This is a genomic window from Actinomadura sp. WMMA1423 (genome assembly GCF_006547145.1).
Classification (GTDB): domain Bacteria; phylum Actinomycetota; class Actinomycetes; order Streptosporangiales; family Streptosporangiaceae; genus Spirillospora.
This window is the reverse complement of record NZ_CP041244.1, coordinates 4,447,093-4,466,190: the sequence shown is the minus strand read 5'-3', so window position 1 is coordinate 4,466,190 and position 19,098 is coordinate 4,447,093. Positions and strand designations below refer to the sequence as shown.

The following is a 19,098-nucleotide window of genomic DNA, read 5'->3' as shown; positions in this document are numbered from 1 at the left end:
CGACATTACGAGCAGCCCTCGAACTCGGGGACCTCGCGGACGAGTGTGAGCCCGCTCTTCCCGAACCACTTGTCGAGCAGGCGGCCGGCCGTTCCGTCCTGGTACATCGTCGTGATGGCCCGGTTCACCGCCTCGCATCCGTCCGTGTCGCCCTTGCGCATCCCGACCCCGTAGCGCTCGTCGGTGAAGGGCGCGTTGACGATCCTCAGGTCCGGGGCCGCGAAACCTGCGAGTACCAGGTCGCCTGTGGAGATGGCGTCCACGGCCCCGGACCTCAGCTTCGCCACGCAGTCGCTGTAGGACGATCCCGGGACGAGCCGCGCGGGGATGCTCAGGCCGACCACCACCCGCTCGGTCGAGACCGACCCGCTGGCCTGGCACATCCTCCGCCCGGCCAGGTCGCGCACGCTCCGGACGCGGGTCTCGCTCCGCCGCACCATGACGTCCTGATGGGCGACGTAGTAGGGCCCGCCGAAGCCGACGAGCCTGGACCGGTCCGGTGTGATCGAGTAGGAGGCGAGCACCAGGTCGACGGCGTGCTGGTTCAGGAGCCGCTCCCGGTCGTCGGACCTGACCTCGCGGAACGTCACCTGGGACGCCCCGAGGCCGCGGGCGATGTAGCGGCCCACATCGACCTCGAAGCCTTGGAAGACCCCGTCTTTCCTCAGCCCGAGCCCGGGCTGGTCGGCCTTGACCCCGACCACGATGACGTCCTGGCGGTGGATCGAGGCCTTGGCGGTCGCGCATCCGACGAGCGCGAGCGCGAGGGCCAGAAGGACGAGAATGGCGCGCACGATCCATGACTAGCGGAGGGAAACGGCCGTCAGATGAACACGAGGCGGCCTTTTCATGCCAGCGGATGAATCTGTCGGCGCCTCTCTGCCGCCGCCCGCGGGCCAAGGCGTTGAATGGCCTGACGGCCGCCGAGGCGAAATGCCTTCGGCGGCCATCGGGCCCACTTCCCGGGAAGTCAGCTGCCGGCCGGGTGCGTTCCTTGCGCAAGGCGGCCGGTGGCGCCTTTCCTGCCCTTGAGCGTGACGATGCCCATCATGAGCAGCCAGTAGCTGAGGACCGCGCCCATGGAGGCGGTCGTGCCCCAGCCGTTGGCGGCGTAGAAGAACGCCGGGTCGTTCCCGAAGAAGAGCGAGGGGATGAAGGCGAAGCTGACGGCCGCCAGCACGTAGGCGGACGTACCGGTCCAGCGCGGCAGCGCGCCGGTCTTCCTGATCGCGTATCCGAGGGCGGTCAGGAAGAGCCCCAGCAGCATGCGCCCGATGGACCCGTACAGGATGTACGTCCCGCTGACGTCGATGGTCGGGTCGATCGGACGGTCCGCCGCGATGACGGCGCCGGCCTCGAGCCCGCTGGAGACCAGGGTGACGAGGGCGTACGCGAGCCCGGCCGCGAAGGCGAAGTTCCCGGCCCATTCGTACCGCGCGTCGACGCTTTTGACGAACTCGCGGAAGCCCGCCACGAAAACGAGCATGAATCCGAGGGCCAGGATTCCCAGCAGGAGCCGGCTGAGGACATTGGAGTCCGGCGGCGGCCCCGAGTAGACGAAGTACAGCGGAACCTCGACGATGAGGAGGACGGCGGCGGCCAGGCCCGACCATCCGGTGAAGCGGCGGGCGAGAACTGTGTCCACGGGACTACCTTTCTCGAACGGGAGCGAATCAGCGTCTGCGTGAACACTTTCTCGGTTCGAGGGCGCCCCGTCCGTGGGCGTGCCTCCCGCATCGCGGTAGAGCTACGCCTACCCGTTCGGAGCGGGGGCCGGGGCGCCGTTCAGAGCGCCAGGTATTCGTGGACCGAGCGGACGGCCGTGGCGCCCTCGCCCACCGCCGAGGCGACCCGCTTGATCGAGCCCTTCCGCACGTCTCCCGCGGCGAAGACGCCGGGCATGCTCGTCTCCTGCGGCATGGGGTCGCGGTCGAGCGGCCAGCGCGCCGGCGCCCGCTCGTATATCTCGCGGCCCGTCAGCAGGTAGCCCTGCTCGTCGCCGGCGATGCCGTCCGGCAGCCACCGCGTGTGCGGTTCGCCCCCGATCATGATGAAGAGCGCGGCGGCCGGGACCCGCTCGGTGGTGCCCGCCGCCCGGTCGGCGAGCGTCAGGCACTCCAGGCGCTCGGAGCCCCCGCAGCCGACCACCTCGGTCCGGTGGCGGACGACGATGTTCGGCGTCGACTCGATGGCGCGCACCAGATAGCTCGACGCCGACTTCGCCAGGCTGTCGCCCCGCACGACCAGGGTGACCGTGCGGGCGTGCTTGGCCAGGTGCAGCGCCCCCTGGCCCGCCGAGTTCCCGGCGCCCACGATGAAGACGTCCTGGCCCCGCATCGCGCGGCTCTCGCCCACGGCCATGCCGTAGAACACGCCGGCGCCGACGAGGTCCTCCAGGCCGGGCACGCCGAGCCGCCGCCAGTCGACGCCCGTGGCGATCAGCACCGTGCGCGCGCTGACCTGCGAGCCGTCCGCCATGCGGACCACCCGCCGGTCGCCGCGGGCTTCGAGGCCGACCACCTGCTGCGCGAACGCGATGTGGGCGCCCATCAGCCATGCCTGCTCGCAGGACCGCTCCATCAGGTAGGCGCCGGAGATGCCGTGCGGGAACCCCGGGTAGTTCCGGATCATGGGGCTGGTGCCGGCCTGCCCGCCCGAGAACGCCTGCTCCAGCAGCACGGTGTCGAGGCCCTCGGACGCGGCGTAGACGGCCGCCGTCAGGCCCGCCGAACCGGCGCCGACGATGACCGTGTCGCAGACCTCCAGGTCGTTGGTGACGTTGACCCCGATCGCGCACGCGAGATCGGGCACCTGCGGGTCCACGTACGCCCTGCCGTCGTAGCGGATCACCACGGGCAGCCTCGATGCGTCGAGGCCGGCCTCCCGCAGCAGGCTCCGCCCGGTCTCACCGTCCGGCGGGTGGACCACGAACGGCAGGTTGAAGCGCGCCATCACGTCGCGCAGCCGCTGCATGCGGGGGTCGTCCAGCTCGGCGACGACGCGGAAGAGCTCGAACTTCGGCTCCTGCTCCTCCGTCCACGAGGAGAGGAACTCGCTCACCGCGCGGTGCATCGACTCGTCGTTCGTCCAGGGCCGTACGAGGTGGTAGTCGGTGCGGCCGAGCGCGATCGCCTGGACGGCCGGGCTGGTCGAGGAGTAGTCGCGGTCCACCATCAGCACGCGCTTGGCGTTGGGACAGAGCTCGTGGGCCCGTGCGAGGACGTCGGCGCAGGCGTCGTCCACCATCAGCAGCGCGACGGGTTCCTCGGACTCCGCCATCTCCTTCAGCGCGGCGCCCGCCTCTTCGGCCGAGCCCGCGCCCTTCACCGTGAACGCGTCGTCCAGCCGCCGCCTCAGGTCGGCGAGCAGTACGCCCCGCGAACCCGCGTCGTGGTCCACCACGAGAATGACCGGTGCCATCACCTCTACCAGCGTAATCGCCGCCCCGAGGCCCGCCGGGGGGTCAGCGGGCCGCGCGGCCTCGAAGCGGCCGGGCGCGGTCCCGAGGAAATCGCGCGGCCGTCCTCGCGGTCCGATGCCCGCTTCCCCTGCCGGGCACCGAAAACGCCGGGACGGGGGACTTGGTGGATCTTGCCCGGCCCGTTGGTGTTCGTCCGGAGAACGCCGATCATCTGATACGGACCTTTTGCTCGATCTTGACGGGCGCCGGTGGTCCCGGGCGCACCCCTCCGGCGCGGCGACGGCGACCCCGCCGAAGAGTAGAACGTGTTCTTGTATTTTGCCGGTGGAGCTAGGAGGCTGGGGCGCATGGATCTGGTTGCGCTGGAAGAGGTTCGGCGGCTGAAGTACCGGTACCTGCGGTGCGTCGACCTGAAGCTGTGGGACGAGTTCGCCGAGGTGTTCACCGAGGACGCGGTGGCGGAGTACGACACGCCCGTGCTCGACAGGACGCTCAGGCTGGAGGGGCGGGACGCGATCGTGGAGTACATGCGGTCCAACCTCGGCCCGGACAAGATCAGTGCGCACACGGCGGGCTGCCCGGAGATCGACCTGGACGGGGACCGCGCCACCGGCGTCTGGTCGCTCGACGACACGATCATCCTCCCGCGGGACCGGCTGCTCATCCGGGGGGCCGCGTACTACCACGACGTCTACCGGCGGGACGGCGACGGCTGGAAGGTCGAGAAGACCGGGCACACGCGCACCTACGAGTACATGGTGTCGCTGGACGACGCGCCGAGCCTGAAGTTCACCACCTCCCATTGAGCGGGACCCGAGCTTTGCCTCCCGCATAGAACGCGTTCTAGTCTCCGTCCCGCCAGAGCACGGCCTCGCGCCCGCGATCCGAGGAGAGCCCGGTGGCCACCGACCCAGCCGAAGGCAGCGCCGCCCGACAGGACGGCACCGACCGCGAGGACGCCGCGACGCGCTCGTTCGCCGACGCGGTCGTCGAGGCGGAGCGGATCATCCGCACCGCGCCGCACGTCAAGACCGACCAGGACCTGGCCGAGGGCCTCGACTACCTGGCCGGCAGCATCAAGGCGTCGCTGCACATGGTGGGCGCCTACCAGCGCGACCACCCGTTCTTCGCCTCGTCCACCGGGCCGTACACCAAGCTCGGGCTCGACAACCCCGACACGCTCTACTTCCACGCCTACATACGGGACGACGCCGAGTACGTGGTGACCGGCCGCCGGGGCACGACCGCCGACCTCAGCTTCCAGGTCATGAACGGCGACTACTCGCCCGCGAAGTCGCCCGACAGCCTCACCGCGTTCGACGACCGCGAACTGGACATCGCCGAGGACGGGACGTTCCGGCTGCGCTTCGGCCCGCCGAAGCAGGACGCGGGGCCCGGCTACGTGGCCCTCGCCCCCGGCTCGGCGATGCTCATCGTGCGCGAGGTCTTCAGCGACTGGGAGAACGAGAGGCGAGGGGAGATCCGCATCCACCGCGCCGACACGCTCGGGACGTCCCCGCAGCCGGTGCCGTCCGACCGTATGGCCAGGCGGTACGAGATAGCGGGCAAGATGCTGGTGTCCAGGATCCGCACCTTCCTGGCCTTCCCCGAATGGCACTACCTGCAGCTGCCGGTCAACACGCTGACCGAGCCGCGGCCCACCCCCGGCGGCCTCGCGACGCAGTTCTCCTCGGTCGGCCACTACGACCTCGACGACGACGAGGTCATGGTCATCACCGCCCCGGCCGCCGACCGGAGCGTGGCCCCCTACCAGGGCTTCCAGCTCGGCAGCATGTGGTACATCTCGCTCGACTACATCAACCACCAGACGAGCCTCACCGCTGACCAGGCCCGCGTCGACGAGGACGGCAGGATCCGGTACGTCGTCAGCGAGCGCGATCCCGGGCTCGCCAACTGGATCGAGCGGACGGGGCACCGCCGCGGCTACCTTCAGTTCCGCTGGCAGCGGCTCACCCGCGACCTCACCCCGCAGGACGGGCCGACCGTGGAGGTCGTGCCGTTCGGCGACCTCCCCCGCGTCCTGCCCTTCTACGAGAGCCAGCGCGTCGGCGAGCGGGAGTGGGCCGAGCGGATCGCGGCCCGCCAGACGGCCGTCGCGAAGAGGATGCTCGGCTGATGGGCGCCGGACTGCTGGACAGCAAGGTCGTCGTCATCTCCGGCGTGGGCCCGGGGCTCGGGCGGGGGCTCGCGCTCCAGTGCGCCAAGGCCGGGGCCGACCTGGTCCTCGCCGCGCGCAACGAGGAGCGGCTCGACGAGGTCGCCACGGAGGTCGAGAAGCTCGGGCGGCGCACCGCGACCGTCCCGACCGACATCCGGGACGCGGCGGCCTGCGAGGGGCTGGCCGGGGCCGCGCTGGAGACGTTCGGACGGGTGGACGGCCTGGTCAACAACGCCTTCGCCACGCCGCCGCTGACCGATCTGACGAAGGTCGACCTCGACGCGGTGCGCGCGGGCTTCGAGACCAACGTCCTCGCCGCGCTCCGCCTGACCAGGCTGTTCGTCCCGGCGCTCGAGGAGTCCCGCGGCTCGGTCGTCATGATCAACTCGGCGGTGCTGCGGCACTCGCGGCGGACGTTCGGCGCCTACAAGATGGCCAAGGCCGCGCTGCTGGCGATGGCGCAGAACCTGTCCACCGAGCTCGGGCCGCGCGGCATCCGCGTGAACACGATCGCGCCCGGCTACATCTGGGCGCCCAACCTCAAGTGGTACTTCCACCACCTCGCGGAGAAGCGCGGGGTGACGGCGCAGCAGGTCTACGACGAGAACGCCGCGACGACGGACCTGCGCAGGCTGCCCGAGCCCGACGAGGTCGCCGACGCCGCCGTGTTCATGCTGTCGCCGCTGGCCCGCGCCGTCACCGGGCAGTGCCTGGACGTCAACTCCGGCGAGTGGCACCACTAGGAAGGGCTACCCGATGACGAACGGTCGCGACAGCGTGGGGACCGTCGAGGATCTCCACGCCTCGGCCAGCAAGATCACCGGATCGGACGACTTCGGCGGCGACGAGTACCTCGACGGGCTGAAGGTGCTCCTCGGTTCGCTGGTCGCCGACGCCGGGCTCACCCCGGCCGGCAACAAGGCGCAGCGCGCGATGCTGCGCGGCGCCCTGGTCGCCCGGCAGTTCTCCGAGACGGCCTGGCGGCGCCACCCCGAGCACGCGGGCCTCGCCGTCGAGCGGCCGATCTTCGTGACGGGCCTGCCCCGCACCGGGACCACGGCCCTGCACCGGCTGCTCACCGCCGACCCCGCGCACCAGGGCCTCGACCTGTGGCTGGCCGAGGTGCCGCGGCCCCGCCCGCCGCGCGAGACCTGGGCGGACGACCCGGTCTTCCAGGCGATCGACGCCGGATACCGGCGGCACCACGTCGAGAACCCCGAGTTCATGGGCGTCCACTACATCTCCGCCGACTCCGTCGAGGAATGCTGGCAGCTGCTCCGCCAGAGCATGCTGTCGATCTCCTTCGAGAGCCTGGCGCACGTGCCGGCCTACTCGTCCTGGCTCGCCGACCAGGACTGGACGGACGCCTACCGCAGGCACCGGCGCAACCTCCAGCTCATCGGCCTGAACGACCCCGGCCGCCGGTGGGTGCTGAAGAACCCGAGCCACCTCTTCGCGCTGGACGCGCTGCTGGAGGTCTACCCCGACGCGCTGGTCGTGCAGACGCACCGCACGCCGCGGACCGCGATGGCGTCCATGTGCAGCCTCGCCGCGCACGCCACCGCCGGGTGGTCGGAGGTGTTCACCGGCCCCACGCTCGGCCGAGACCAGCTCGAACTGTGGGGCAGGGGCCTCGACCTGTTCCGTGCCGAACGGGCGCGGCACGACCCCGCGCAGTTCGTCGACGTCCACTACGACGACTTCGTCCGCGACCCCATCGGGACGGTCGAGTCCGTCTACGGGCGGTTCGGGCTGCCGTTCACGGGCGAGGCCCGCGCCGCCATGACGAAGCTCCACGAGGAGAGCTCCACCGGCGCCGCGAAGCCCGCCCACCGGTACTCGCTCGAGGACTTCGGCCTCACCCCGGAGCAGGTCGACGAGCGCTTCGCCGACTACACCGCGGGCCTTCGCCGACCCGCCTGAGCGACCCCGCGACGCCCGCGCCGCTCGTCGCGCCGACCTGCGGCGTGCCGCCCTTGAACTCGCGCCGAGGGGCGACATGCCGCAGGTCGACGCGGCGACGGGCGGCGCGGCCCGCGGCCCCCGTCAGCGGGTCGGCTCGGGTGCGCGCCGTGGGACGCTCGGCGCCGGCGAGGGACGGGCCGTCCGGTCAGGTCCGGGCAGGAACAGGGCGGCGAGCGCGCCGGCCAGCGACAGGGCCCCGCTCACGGCGATGGCGGGTCCGAAGCCGTCGGAGAAGGTCCGCGCGGTCCCGTAGCCGCCCTCGGCGGTGAACACCGCGGCGGCGACCGCCACACCGAGCACCGCGGCGAGCTGCCGCAGGGTGTTGAAGACGCCCGACGCCTTGCCGATCTCCCGCGCCGCGACGGAGTTGATGACCGCGGTCTGCGCGGCCGGCATCGCCATGCTGATCCCCACCCCCGCGATGACCATGGGCGCGACCAGCTCCGCATAGGCCGTCGACGGCCCGGCCGTGAGCCCGATCCATCCCATCCCGATCCCCTGCAGGGCCAGCCCGGCGGCGGTGAGGGGACGGGCCCCGACCCGGTTCACCAGCGCCCCCGCGACGGGCGCCACCACGGTCACGGTCCCGGTCCACGCCATGAGCTGGAGCCCGGCGGTCATCGGCCCGGCCCCGAGGGCCGTCTGGAGGAACTGCGCCATGAAGAACAGCGAACCGTACAGGGCCGCGTACATGAGGAGCCCGGCGGCGTTGCCCGCGGAGAAGCCGCGCGAGCGCAGCAGCCGCATCGGCACCATCGGCTCCCGGACGCGCAGCTCCCACGCGACGAAGCCCGCCAGCAGCAGGGCCCCGGCCGCCATCGCGCCGTCCACCTCGAAGGCGTCCCAGCCGGATCCGTTGGCGCGGATCAGGCCCCAGACCAGCCCGAGCGCACCGCCGGTCACCAGCAGCACGCCGCCGAGGTCGAAGGAGGCCCCGCCGCCGCGGCTCTCCGGGACGTACCGGAGCACCAGCGGGATGATCACCAGCCCGATCGGCACGTTGAGCCAGAAGATCCACTGCCAGGCCAGTCCCTCGGTGACGATCCCGCCGACCACCGGCCCGGCCACGACCGCGAGACCGGTGACCCCGGAGAAGGCGCCGAGCGCCCGGGCGCGCCGCTCGGGCGGGAAACCGTGGCTCAGCAGCGCCATCGCGAGCGGCATCACCAGCGCGGACCCGCATCCCTGTACGGCGCGCGCGGCGATCAGCCAGCCGATGCCCGGGGCCGCCGCGCAGGCCGCCGAGGCCGCCGTGAACAGGCCGAGCCCGGCCACGAACATCCGCCTGCGTCCGAAGCGGTCGCCGAGCGCGGCGCCGGTCATCAGCAGGACCGCGAAACTCAGGCCGTAGGCGTTCACCGTCCATTCGAGCTGTTCCATCGTGGCGGACAGGTCCAGCCGGATCCTGGCCAGCGCGGTCACCACCACGAGCGCGTCCAGCGCCACCATCAGCGAAGCCGTCGCGGTCAGGCCGAGCAGCCCGCCGCTTGTCCTCTGCGCCATGCGCGTTCCCTCCCGGTCGTCGATGGATGGGTTCCATCGCCTGTACAAACCGGCCGGGCGGGCGGAATTCAGCGGTCCGAAGCCGACGAATGCGGCTATGGCGTCCGGTCAGTACATGGGGAGGTGCGTCCTATGAAGACCGATGAGAGCAATGCCGGGCCCGAGGAGTTCGGGCGGCTGACGGACCCGTTCCGGAGGGAGCTGCTGGCCTACTGCTACCGCATGCTCGGCTCCGTCCACGACGCCGAGGACCTCGTCCAGGAGGTCTACCTGCGCGCCTGGCGGTCGTACGCGTCCTTCGACGGCCGGGCGTCGCTGCGCACGTGGCTGTACAGGATCGCGACCAACGCCTGCCTGAACGCCCTGGAGCACAGCAGCAGGCGGGTCATGCCGTCCGGGCTCGGCTCGCCGTCCGAGGACGTACCGGAGCTCGGGTCGCGCGCCCCGGAGACGCCCTGGCTGGAGCCCCTGCCGGACAGGCTCGTCGGCGGCGTGCCGGAGGACCCGGCGGCGGTCGTCGCGGCACGGGCCGGACTGCGACTGGCCCTGATCGCCGCGTTGCAGTACCTGCCCGCCAGGCAGCGGGCGGTGCTGATCCTGCGGGACGTGCTGGCCTGGCCCGCCGCCGACGTCGCGGGGATGCTGGGCATGACCGGCGCCGGGGTCAACAGCACGCTGCTGCGCGCCCGTTCGCGCCTGGAGCGCCTCGTCCCCGCCGGAGACGAGATCGCCGAACCGGACGAACCCGAGCGGCGCGAGCTGCTCGACCGGTTCGCCAGGGCCTTCGAGAACGTGGACATCCCCGCGCTCACCCGGCTGCTCACCGAGCAGGCGGCCTGGGAGATGCCGCCCGTCCCGCACTGGTTCACCGGCCGGGAGGCGATCGGCCGGCTGCTCGCCGACCGGCTGCCCAGCGGCTGCGGCCGGGGCCTGCTCGTGCCGGTCGGCGCGAACGGCCAGCCCGCCTTCGCGGCTTACCTGCGCGGCGGGAACGGTGCCCTGAACGCGCATTCCGTCATGGTGCTCTCCGTCAGCCGTGCGGGGATCGCGCATGTTTTCAGCTTTATGGAACCGTCCCTTTTCGAGTATTTCGACCTACCCCGGGTCATCAGCTGACCATGTTCGCCCCGGCCGCCGCGTCCCGTCGTTACGGGGTGCGGCGCCCGGGTATGGCCCGAGCACTTGCCGAGGTGCTCTCTGGGGGGACGAGCCCTATGACCAGGACGCTGCCGCCGACCAGCCGGAACCGCGCGAGCCTCGTCTACCGGCTGCGGTACGCCGCCCGGAACCCGGACAAGATCGGCACATACATGTCCAGGATGGCGCGCGATCTGAAGTTCCGGTTCGCCAGCCGTGACCATGTGGCCTACTACCGGGCCGTCATGAGGTCGGACACGGCGAGGAACCCGGAGGCCGCCGTCGGCAGCCCCACCCACGAGCGCTGGCTCGCCCTCGGCCGGATGCAGTTCGACTACCTGATCGGGCACGGACTCAAGCCGGACGACCGCATCCTGGAGATCGGCTGCGGCAACCTGCGCGCGGGCTGGCGGTTCATCGAGCACCTCGACCCCGGCAACTACTACGGCATCGACATCTCACCCGACATCCTGCTCGCCGCGCAGGACACCCTCGTCCGCCACGGCCTCCGCGAGAAACTGCCGCACCTGACCCTCGTCCGGGACCTGAGACTGGAGTTCCTCCCCGCGGAGCACTTCACGGTCGTGCACGCGCACAGCGTCTTCAGCCACTCGCCCCTGGAGGTCATCGACGAATGCCTCGCGCATGTGGGGCGCGTCCTCGCTCCCGGCGGGTTCTTCGACTTCACCTTCGACCGCACCGAGGGCACCGAGCACCACGTCCTGCGGGAGGACTTCTACTACCGCACCGAGACGCTGACCTCCCTGGCCGAAGGCCACGGCCTCACCGCCCGTTTCATGGACGACTGGGAGGAACTCCCGCACGGCCAGTCCAAGATCCGCGTGACGCGCTGAGACGGCCGAGGCCGCCCCCCGCCGCCCCGGCCGCGGGGTCGCCGCGCGGACGTTCCCGGGGCTTTGCACGCGCTGGAGTTTGTCGCGCTCCGCGCCGAGGGATCTTCGGCAGGTCGGAGGTGATCTTCAGATCGGGGGGACCATGGACTTCGCTCGGGCCGGCCGCGCCGTGCTCGCCCCGCTCGCGCCCGCGCTGCTGGCGGGCGCGCTCCTGGCCGGATGCAGCGACAACCCCGTCCCGACCGACGTCTCGCCCGCGTCCGGCGTCGCGGGCCAGATCGGGCGGGTCGTCATCCGCAACCTCTTCGTCCTGGGCGGGGAGGGAGGCGCCACGATCAAGCAGGGCGGGTCGGCGCCGGTCTACCTCACCATGGTCAGCTCGCCCAGCTCCATCGAGAGTTCCGGCATCTCCGGGAGCTCGGCGCCCTCGACCGGGTCCGACACGCTGACGTCGGTCTCCTCGCCGCAGGCCTCGTCCACCGAGCTCATCGGCGGGCCCATCCGCCTCCCGGCGGGGCAGGACGTCCAGATCGGGCCCGCGCCGAGGATCGTCCTGCGGGGGCTCAAGAACGACCTGTCGCCGGCCCAGTTCGTCCTGATCAACATGCGCTTCGAGCGCTCCGGCAGCGGCTCCCTGAACGTCCCGGTCCAGGCCCGCCAGGGCGATCTGCAGAGCTACTCCCCGGCCCCCTGACGCCGCCCGCCCGCTCCGGTGCGCCGTGACACGTCCGACACGTGCCACCTGCATCATCAGGGCGCGAGGGGGAAGGCAGAACCGGTGTGGGACCCCCCAGGCCTCCGTCACAGAGCAACGCCCCCCGGAGGCTCCGTACGGCCGATCTGAGGACCATGATTCTCTTCACCAACGCCAAGGCCGGTACGCATGACGCCGAGACCCTGGACAGGGTCGCCGGGCTGCTCCGGGACGCCGGGCGGGAGGTCACCGTCTGCCCGTGCGTCGAGTCCGGCGACCTGGACGAGGCACTGGACAAGGACCGGAAGGCGGTCGTCGTGGCCGCCGGCGGCGACGGTTCCATCAACCGCCTCGTCGGCACCCTGCACCGGCGCGGCGAGCTCGACCGGACGGTCGGCCTCGTGCCGATGGGCACCGGGAACGACCTCGCCCGCAACCTCGGGATCCCCCTCGACCCGCAGGAGGCGGCCCGCCTGCTGCTGGACGGCGGGCCCCGCGAGCTGGACATGATCGTCGACGAGGACGGCCGCGCGACGCTCAACGCGGTGCACGTGGGCATCGGAGCCTCGGCCGCCCAGAGCGCGACCCGGTTCAAGAGCAGGCTCGGGCCCGCGGCGTTCCCGGTGGGCGCGGTCCTGGCGGGCGTGCGCCACTCCGGGTGGCGGCTGCGGATCAAGGCGGACGGCGAGCAGGTCGCCGAGGGAAGGTTCCTGATGGCCGCGATCACCAATGCCCCCGGAATCGCCGGAGGCTCGGCCCAGCTGGCGACGGACGCGCATCCGGGGGACGGGAGGCTGGAGCTGGTCGTGTCCGCCGCCACCGGCCCCATCGCGCGGATCGCCTACGCCCTGCGCCTGCGCGACGGCTCCCACCGCTACCGGGACGACGTCCTGCACACCACGGCCTGCGAGGTGACGATCAGCGGGCAGGAGTTCCGGGTCAACAGCGACGGCGAGGTCTCCGGCCCCTACACGAGCCGCACCTGGACCCTGCACCCGGGAGCCTGGCGTCTGATCGCGCCGTCCAAGGCCGCCTGAGCCACGGGCCGTCCGGACCCGGCCGAGCCCGCGCCTGCCCGAGCTCGCCTGGGACCGCCCCGCGCGGCTCGGTCACGCCGTGGTCTCCTGGCGGGTGCGCACCGGGACGAGCGGATGGATCTCGTGCACGCCGGGCCGCACGATCGCGTAGGAGCTCTCCGGAACCTCCCTCCACGCGCCCTCGAGATGGTGGATCGGCTCGGAGACGACGAACCGCGCGTCCGTCCCGAGCTCGTGGAGGACGTCCACCGCCGGGTACAGCCTGCGGAGTTGGGCGATGTCGGTGGAGTAGAAGAGGGACCTCGTGCGTCCCAGGCTGGAGTAGCGGAACACCCAGATCGACTCGCCCTCGCTGGTGGCCACGGTCATCTGCAGGGGATCGGGCACGCCGTGGCGCCGGCCGACGTCCTCGACGAGACCGACGGCGCGGGCGACCGCGCCCGGCGGGTCGTCCATCAGGCCGAAGGTGAGCGCCAGGTAGAACAGGGCCTCCGAGTCGGTCGTCCCCTCGACCTCCGCGTAGAGCGACGGGTCGATCGCGAGCATCACGTCCCGCTTCAGCCTGGGGAACTCCGCGATGGACCCGTTGTGCATCCACAGCCACCGGCCGTGCCGGAACGGGTGGCAGTTGCTGCGCTGCACCGAGGCGCCGGTCGAGGCCCTGACGTGCGCGAACAGCAGGCGGGTTCGGATCTCCCGGCTGATCTCCAGCAGGTTCGGGTCGTTCCAGGCGGGGTGGACGCTCTTGTACACGGCGGGGACCCGCCGCTCCCCGAACCAGCCGATGCCGAAGCCGTCCCCGTTCGTGGTCTCCTCTCCCAGCCGGGCGCGCAGGCTCTGGTTGATCAGGGAGTGGGCCGGCCGGAAGAGCAGGGCCTCGGCCAGAGCGGGGTCCCCCGAATAGGCCATCCACCTGCACATCGCCACCCACCTCGCATCGCTTCGCCCGCGGCGGCCGGGAGCCGGGTCCGCTATGCGGCCAGGACCAAACCCCCTTTGGCTTCACCTCTACCCGGTGAGGCCCGCGAGCCACCAGCGCGGGACGACTCCCCAATGCCGCGCAGTCCTCCGGGCGGGCCGTCCGGGCGCGTGAGGCCGGGCGCGTGCAGCCGGACGCGCGGCACCGCGGGCACGATGAGGCCGGTGTGCCCGCGGTGCCGCGGCCGGAGGACCTGGAAGGTCCGTCAGAAGACGAAGCAGTCCACGTAGCGGGTCTCCCGGCTGAGCGCGGCCGGGGCGAGGCCGCCCGCGTTGCGGGTGACCTGGGCCGCCTCGGTCGAGTGCGGGGTGGTGCTCTTGCAGGACGTCGGCGAACTGTGCCCGGACATCAGGTAGTCGCAGCGGCCGTTGCGGTTGTCGGGCAGGCCGAGGGCGTGCCCGAGCTCGTGCGCGGCGATCCTCGGCGGGTAGAAGCCGTCGTCGACCGCCTCGCGCCCCATGTAGATGGTGGCCCGGCCGAAGCCGCCCATGTAGGTGCGCGGCCAGCCGTCGTCGGCGTAGACCTTGATGGTGGCCTGCGAGCCGGTCGCGGGCCTGAGCTGGATCGCCGGGACGGCGGCGTTCCAGGCGGCGGCGCCCTGGTCGACGACCGACCTGAACTCCTGCGCGGTGCTCGCGTCGTAGTAGATCGTGCGCACCGCGACCGGCGCCGCGGCCGCCGCGGAGTCGACGACCAGCGCGGGCACGAGGAAGGACAGCCCGAGCGTGACGGCCAGCGCCGCCATGATCTTGCGAATCACCATGGAGAACTCCTGCGAATGGGGGGCGGGGGCATTCGGCCTTGCGGCGGAGCGTGTTCGCGAGAAAAATGGCGGCCGCCGGAAAAGGCCGGACTTGACGCTCGGCGCACGTGGCGGCCTGACGTCCTCGCGGGTATCACAGCTACGGAAGAGTAGTCGAGGGCGGGGCGCCCTTCCAGAAGGTGAAAAGCGCTAGATATTCAATGTGTATTTCGAGGGCCGTAGAAAGCCGCCGGTCCAGCCCGTTCACGCCGGTGGTGGGGGAGGGTGGCGCCCGGTGGGCGCCCGGTGGGCGCCCGGTGGGCGCGGGGGCGCCCTCGGTGGGGTCGGGGCGGTCAAGCGGGCTCCCGCGAACGGCAGCGATGAATAAAGAGCAAGTCCCGATATCGCCATACAAACCGGGCTAATTGCCTCGGCTCTTTGTGCTTTCCCTCCGCTTCCTTTGCCCGTCTTTTGCCTCGCGCATGGGTAACTATTCGCGACACGGAATACCGACCGGCCCGCGCTCGCCATATACGGTCGTATTCCGTCTCAGTCGGACAAGTCACCCGCGCCCAACGGATGAAAGGAGAAAAGGTGGACTACGGACAGGAGTTGCGGCGGGAGATCCTCTCGGCGGGGACCACCCCGCTGATCGGGGTGTTCGACATGTTCTCCGCCTCCGTCGCCGCGCAGCACTACAACGGACTCTTCGTGTCCGGCTTCGGTTTCGCCGCCTCGCACTACGGCCTCCCCGACATCGGATTCGTCGCCTGGCCCGACATCGTCGCGTTCGTGCAGCGGCTGCGGCTCGCCTTCCCCGGGCGGCACCTGCTGGTCGACATCGACGACGGCTACGTGGACCCCGAGGTCGCCTGCCACGTGGTCGAGCAGATGGAGCTGATCGGAGCGTCCGGCGTGGTGCTGGAGGACCAGCAGCGGCCCCGGCGCTGCGGGCACGTCGACGGCAAGCGGATCCTGCCGCTGCCGGAGTACCTCGACAAGCTCGACATGGTGCTGCGCACCCGCCGCGACCTCGTCGTCGTCGCGCGCACCGACGCCGGCGAGGAGGACGAGGTCCTGACCCGCGCCGAGGCGCTGGCGAGCACCGACGCGGACGTCGTCCTGGTCGACGGCCTCCGGAGCGTCGAGCAGATCCGCCGGGTCGCGGCGGTGGTCGGCGACAAGCCGCTGCTGTTCAACCAGATCGCGGGCGGGAGGTCGCCGCGCGTCTCGCTGCCGGAGCTGGCCGAACTCGGGGTGCGGGCCGCGATCTACAGCACCCCGTGCCTGTTCGCTGCCCAGCGGGCCATGGAGGAGGCGATCCTCCGGCTCAAGCGCGACGAGGGCCGGCTGCCCGAACCGACCGCGGGGAGCGTCGGGGTGCGGGAGTCGCTCGCCCTGCTGGAGCGCAACATCAGCCGCAAGCACCCGAAGCCGGAACTGGCCGGCATTCCCGCCTGATCCTCCGGCGGCCGGACGTCACGCGTAGCGGAGGGTGATGGGCGGCAAGTCCCTGCCCCTGACACGGCCGCGCACCGACCGCGCGTCGCGGCGATTCCCAGCTCCCAGGGAATCGCCGCGCCGCGCAGATGGTCACAGCAGGAAGACGAGCATGGCGGCGACCAGGATGTCGATGACGCCGCAGGCTTCGGCGTAGGAGCGGGAGACGGCCTTGTCAAGCTTCAGGTGGACGGCGTCCCACACCCCGTGGAGGAACCAGCCGGCCGCCACCAGGCAGCGGCCGAGGTCGGGATCCACCGCCAGGGCGGTGAGCGCGACCGCGCCGAAAGCGAGCATGCCCGCGGCCTGCACCCCGAAGGCGCCCCGCCCGTCCGGCGCCCCGGCGACGGCTCCCCAGACCAGCAGCACCAGCGCGGCGGCCACGAAGACGGCGGACAGCGGGACCACGTCCAGCATGCCGACCGCGAGGGTGACCACGACCATGCACCCGACCACGGGCCATGACGCCGCACGCCGCCCGATCCGGTTGACGATCAGGTACTCCAGGGGCAGCAGGAGCAGCGCCTCCCCGAATCCGGACACCGCCTCGTCCACGTCTCCGAGACCGCCGCCCAGCATGAGCGCCGCCGCCGCGAGCGCCACCGCCGTGGGCCAGCGGCGCAGCACCGCTCGGAGCGGCCCGCGCCGCTCGTGCACGACCTCGGTCATGACCGGTGGGCGTACTCGTCGCGGCGGCGGAGCATCACCGCGAGCATCAGCGGGAGCATCAGCACGTGTTCGAGCGCCATCAGCGAGCCGGGGGTGACGACGTCCAGCCACAGCAGCGGGAGCAGCGCCGCGAGGGGTGCGAACATGGCCGCGCACATCTCCAGGGAGGCCGCCCAGCCGTGGCCTCGCACGCGCATCCATACGAGCATTCCGGCGGACATGTCGAACGCCATCTCCAGCGAGACGGCCTCCGGGTTCCGCTCCAGCGACAGCCCGGTCCCGGCGAGTGCGAGGACGCCCCGCACGGCCGCGCCGAGGACCAGCATCCCGACGGCCATCGCGATGACCATCTCCACGTAGTGCCGCGCGAAATGGCCCCAGCCATGACGCACGATCTCCTTCTGCCCTTGCACGGTGCTCCTCCTCGGTAGGCGACCCCTTCACCCTCCGGGCGGCGCGGGCGCTTCCGGTAGTGACGGACCACCACGTGCGCGAATGACATCTGTCATGCGGATTGGGGACAGATGACACCCCGTTCGGGCGGCCTTCCGCTGGAACAATGGCCGCGTGCGCAAAGGGGCCGGCAGGGACGAGACAGGGCTGGCGGGTTTCCGCCGCTACACCTGGTGGGCGGTACCGGGCACCAACGTGGGCATCCTGGTCCTCTTCACCGGCGAATGGATCCTGGACGGCGACGTGCCGGTGCAGCCGCGCGTCTTCAGCGCCGCCGCGCTGGTGGTCGAGGCCGTGGCGGTCGTGGTCCTGCTCAACGCGCGGCTGTCGGCCGGGTCGCGCCCCCGCCCGCCCTCGGGCTGGCCCGCCGCCGGAGCACTGGCCGCGCTGGTGCTCGCTGCCTGCCCCCTGGCCCTGCGCGACTACGGGCTCTGGCCGATCGCCCCCGCGATCATGACGGCGGTCACCGCGACCTACCTGGACCGCCGGCCGAGGCGGCGGCTGGTCGCCGCGGCGGTGCCCGCCGCGGCGCTGCCCGGCGGCGCCGTCAGCCTCCTGAGCGGGGACGGCGACCTCCTGTACGCCGCGCTCTTCCCGCCCGGGATCACCGCGTTCGTCGTCTGGGCGATGCTCGGCCCCATGTGGGCCTGGGACATCGCCGGACGGCTGGACGAGGCGCGCCGCATGTCGGCGGAACTCGCCGTCAAGGACGAGCGCCTGCGGTTCGCCGCCGACCTGCACGACATCCAGGGCCACCATCTGCAGGTCATCGCCCTGAAGAGCGAGCTGGCCGCCCGGCTCGCCGAGGCCGACCCGCCCCGCGCCGCCGCCGAGATGGACGCCGTGCGGCGCCTGGCCGCCGATGCGCTCCGCGACACCCGCGCGGTCGTCCTCGGCTACCGCCGCACCAGCCTTGACGACGAGATCGCCAACGCGACCCGGATCCTCGCCTCCGCGGGCATCGACGCCCGCATGACCGTGGACCCGACCGCCGTTTCCGACACCGCCGCCGTTTCCGATACCGTCCGCCACCTCCTGGGCCTGGTGATGCGGGAGGCGACCACCAACCTCCTGCGCCACAGCCGGGCCGGCCGCGCGTCCGTGGACTACCGCGTCGCCGGCGGCGTCGCCCGCCTCCAGGTGGGCAACGACGGCGCGTCCGAGACGGGCGCCGTCCCCGGCACCGGCCTGGAAGCTCTGGCCGACCGCCTCAGGGCCGCGGGCGGCGACCTCACCTGGACCCGCGACGCCGACCGCTTCGAACTCACGGCGTCCCTGCCCGTCACGAGCGCCGAGCACCGGGTGCCCGCCGCGAAGGCCGAGGACCGATGATCCGACTTCTCATAGCCGACGACGAGGACCTCCTCCGCAGCGCACTGGCCTCCCTCCTCGCGCTCGAAGACGACCTCGAGGTGGTCGCCGAGGCGTCCACCTCCACCGAGGCGGTCCGCCTGGCCCGCGAGCACGCCCCGGACATCGCGGTCCTGGACCTCGAGATGCCGCCCGCCGACGGCCTGCGCGCCGCCGAGGAGATCAGGGCGGAGCTGCCGACCCGGGTCGTGCTGGTGACCCGGCACGCCCGTCCCGCCGTCCTGCGCCGGGCCCTCGCCGCGGGCGTCCGCGGCTTCGTCCCGAAGACGACCTCCGCCGCGCGGCTCGCCGAGATCATCCGCGAGGTCGCCGCGGGCCGCCGCCACATCGACCCGGACATCGCCGCGTCCGCCCTCACCGAGGACGACTGCCCCCTCACCGACCGCGAACTGGAGGTCCTCCGCGCCGCCCGCACCGGAGCCTCCGTCAACGACATCGCCGCCGAGGTCCACCTCGCCCCCGGCACCGTCCGCAACTACCTGTCCACCGCCATGACCAAGCTGCGGGCTCCGACCCGCCATGCCGCCGCCCACCACGCCTGGCAGCAAGGCTGGATCTGACGCGCCGCCGGTCCGTGGAGGGTGCTGCTAGCGT

The 19,098-nt window shown here is 72.0% G+C and carries 19 protein-coding genes; 11 read left to right on the top strand and 8 right to left on the bottom strand.

Translation table 11 applies throughout. The features are described 5' to 3' along the window. Window positions 1-5 precede the first annotated feature (5 nt). From FKD65_RS20575 to FKD65_RS20565, 3 genes are all read right to left on the bottom strand, one after another. Window positions 6-794 (bottom strand): glutamate ABC transporter substrate-binding protein, encoded by a 789-nt coding sequence (locus tag FKD65_RS20575; protein WP_141579036.1) that lies wholly within the window; start codon window positions 792-794, stop codon window positions 6-8. A 176-nt stretch (window positions 795-970) separates the two neighbouring features. Continuing rightward, window positions 971-1,645, bottom strand: a complete 675-nt coding sequence (locus FKD65_RS20570; protein WP_141579035.1) for a hypothetical protein — start codon at window positions 1,643-1,645, stop codon at window positions 971-973. A gap of 140 nt (window positions 1,646-1,785) precedes the next feature. Continuing rightward, window positions 1,786-3,420: an FAD-dependent oxidoreductase gene (locus FKD65_RS20565; protein ID WP_141579034.1), complete on the bottom strand. Its 1,635-nt coding sequence runs from the start codon at window positions 3,418-3,420 to the stop codon at window positions 1,786-1,788. Window positions 3,421-3,768: 348 nt separating this feature from the next. On the opposite strand from FKD65_RS20565, the gene FKD65_RS20560 reads away from it, so the two are divergent. From FKD65_RS20560 to FKD65_RS20545, 4 genes are all read left to right on the top strand, one after another. Further along, a complete protein-coding gene (locus tag FKD65_RS20560) occupies window positions 3,769-4,227 on the top strand; it encodes a nuclear transport factor 2 family protein (RefSeq protein WP_141579033.1) in 459 nt (152 codons plus the stop codon). A 92-nt stretch (window positions 4,228-4,319) separates the two neighbouring features. Further along, window positions 4,320-5,558, top strand: a complete 1,239-nt coding sequence (locus FKD65_RS20555) for a hypothetical protein (RefSeq protein WP_240810259.1) — start codon at window positions 4,320-4,322, stop codon at window positions 5,556-5,558. Next, complete coding sequence (locus tag FKD65_RS20550; protein WP_141579032.1) at window positions 5,558-6,343, top strand: SDR family oxidoreductase; 786 nt, start codon at window positions 5,558-5,560, stop codon at window positions 6,341-6,343. The genes FKD65_RS20555 and FKD65_RS20550 overlap by 1 nt, the downstream gene beginning before the upstream one ends. Before the next feature lie 13 nt (window positions 6,344-6,356). Beyond that, window positions 6,357-7,523 (top strand): sulfotransferase, encoded by a 1,167-nt coding sequence (locus FKD65_RS20545; RefSeq protein ID WP_141579031.1) that lies wholly within the window; start codon window positions 6,357-6,359, stop codon window positions 7,521-7,523. A 123-nt stretch (window positions 7,524-7,646) separates the two neighbouring features. On the opposite strand, the gene FKD65_RS20540 is transcribed toward FKD65_RS20545, so the two are convergent. Beyond that, entirely contained in the window at window positions 7,647-9,068 is a 1,422-nt protein-coding gene (locus FKD65_RS20540; RefSeq protein ID WP_141579030.1) for an MFS transporter, read from the bottom strand. A gap of 132 nt (window positions 9,069-9,200) precedes the next feature. Here FKD65_RS20540 and FKD65_RS20535 point away from each other — a divergent pair, with 132 nt between their 5' ends. The 4 genes from FKD65_RS20535 to FKD65_RS20520 all read left to right on the top strand — a co-directional run bounded on the left by FKD65_RS20535 (window position 9,201) and on the right by FKD65_RS20520 (window position 12,790). After that, the gene (locus FKD65_RS20535) at window positions 9,201-10,184 is read left to right on the top strand and encodes a sigma-70 family RNA polymerase sigma factor (RefSeq protein ID WP_141579029.1); all 984 of its coding nucleotides are present in this window, start codon (window positions 9,201-9,203) and stop codon (window positions 10,182-10,184) included. A gap of 98 nt (window positions 10,185-10,282) precedes the next feature. Then, a complete protein-coding gene (locus FKD65_RS20530) occupies window positions 10,283-11,059 on the top strand; it encodes a class I SAM-dependent methyltransferase (protein WP_141579028.1) in 777 nt (258 codons plus the stop codon). Window positions 11,060-11,201: 142 nt separating this feature from the next. Beyond that, window positions 11,202-11,753, top strand: a complete 552-nt coding sequence (locus tag FKD65_RS20525; protein ID WP_141579027.1) for a copper chaperone PCu(A)C — start codon at window positions 11,202-11,204, stop codon at window positions 11,751-11,753. Window positions 11,754-11,908: 155 nt separating this feature from the next. After that, on the top strand, window positions 11,909-12,790 hold the full coding sequence (locus FKD65_RS20520; RefSeq protein ID WP_141579026.1) for a diacylglycerol kinase family protein: 882 nt from the start codon (window positions 11,909-11,911) through the stop codon (window positions 12,788-12,790). A 72-nt stretch (window positions 12,791-12,862) separates the two neighbouring features. Here FKD65_RS20520 and FKD65_RS20515 read toward each other — a convergent pair whose 3' ends face one another. Both FKD65_RS20515 and FKD65_RS20510 read right to left on the bottom strand, forming a co-directional pair. Then, window positions 12,863-13,711, bottom strand: a complete 849-nt coding sequence (locus FKD65_RS20515) for a class II glutamine amidotransferase (protein ID WP_205718740.1) — start codon at window positions 13,709-13,711, stop codon at window positions 12,863-12,865. Window positions 13,712-13,974: 263 nt separating this feature from the next. After that, a complete protein-coding gene (locus FKD65_RS20510) occupies window positions 13,975-14,532 on the bottom strand; it encodes a snapalysin family zinc-dependent metalloprotease (protein ID WP_141579025.1) in 558 nt (185 codons plus the stop codon). A 573-nt stretch (window positions 14,533-15,105) separates the two neighbouring features. Here FKD65_RS20510 and FKD65_RS20505 point away from each other — a divergent pair. Further along, window positions 15,106-15,972: an oxaloacetate decarboxylase gene (locus FKD65_RS20505; RefSeq protein WP_141579024.1), complete on the top strand. Its 867-nt coding sequence runs from the start codon at window positions 15,106-15,108 to the stop codon at window positions 15,970-15,972. A 132-nt stretch (window positions 15,973-16,104) separates the two neighbouring features. Here FKD65_RS20505 and FKD65_RS20500 read toward each other — a convergent pair whose 3' ends face one another. Continuing rightward, window positions 16,105-16,680, bottom strand: a complete 576-nt coding sequence (locus FKD65_RS20500) for a hypothetical protein (RefSeq protein ID WP_141579023.1) — start codon at window positions 16,678-16,680, stop codon at window positions 16,105-16,107. Beyond that, window positions 16,677-17,093, bottom strand: a complete 417-nt coding sequence (locus tag FKD65_RS20495; RefSeq protein ID WP_141579022.1) for a hypothetical protein — start codon at window positions 17,091-17,093, stop codon at window positions 16,677-16,679. The genes FKD65_RS20500 and FKD65_RS20495 overlap by 4 nt, the downstream gene beginning before the upstream one ends. Before the next feature lie 154 nt (window positions 17,094-17,247). Here FKD65_RS20495 and FKD65_RS20490 point away from each other — a divergent pair, with 154 nt between their 5' ends. Both FKD65_RS20490 and FKD65_RS20485 read left to right on the top strand, forming a co-directional pair. Continuing rightward, window positions 17,248-18,465, top strand: coding sequence for a sensor histidine kinase (locus FKD65_RS20490; RefSeq protein ID WP_205718739.1), 1,218 nt, complete (start codon window positions 17,248-17,250; stop codon window positions 18,463-18,465). Further along, window positions 18,462-19,064 carry a DNA-binding response regulator gene (locus FKD65_RS20485; protein WP_141579021.1) on the top strand — a complete coding sequence of 201 codons (603 nt, stop codon included), beginning with the start codon at window positions 18,462-18,464 and terminating at the stop codon, window positions 19,062-19,064. The genes FKD65_RS20490 and FKD65_RS20485 overlap by 4 nt, the downstream gene beginning before the upstream one ends. The last annotated feature ends 34 nt before the right edge of the window (window positions 19,065-19,098 follow it).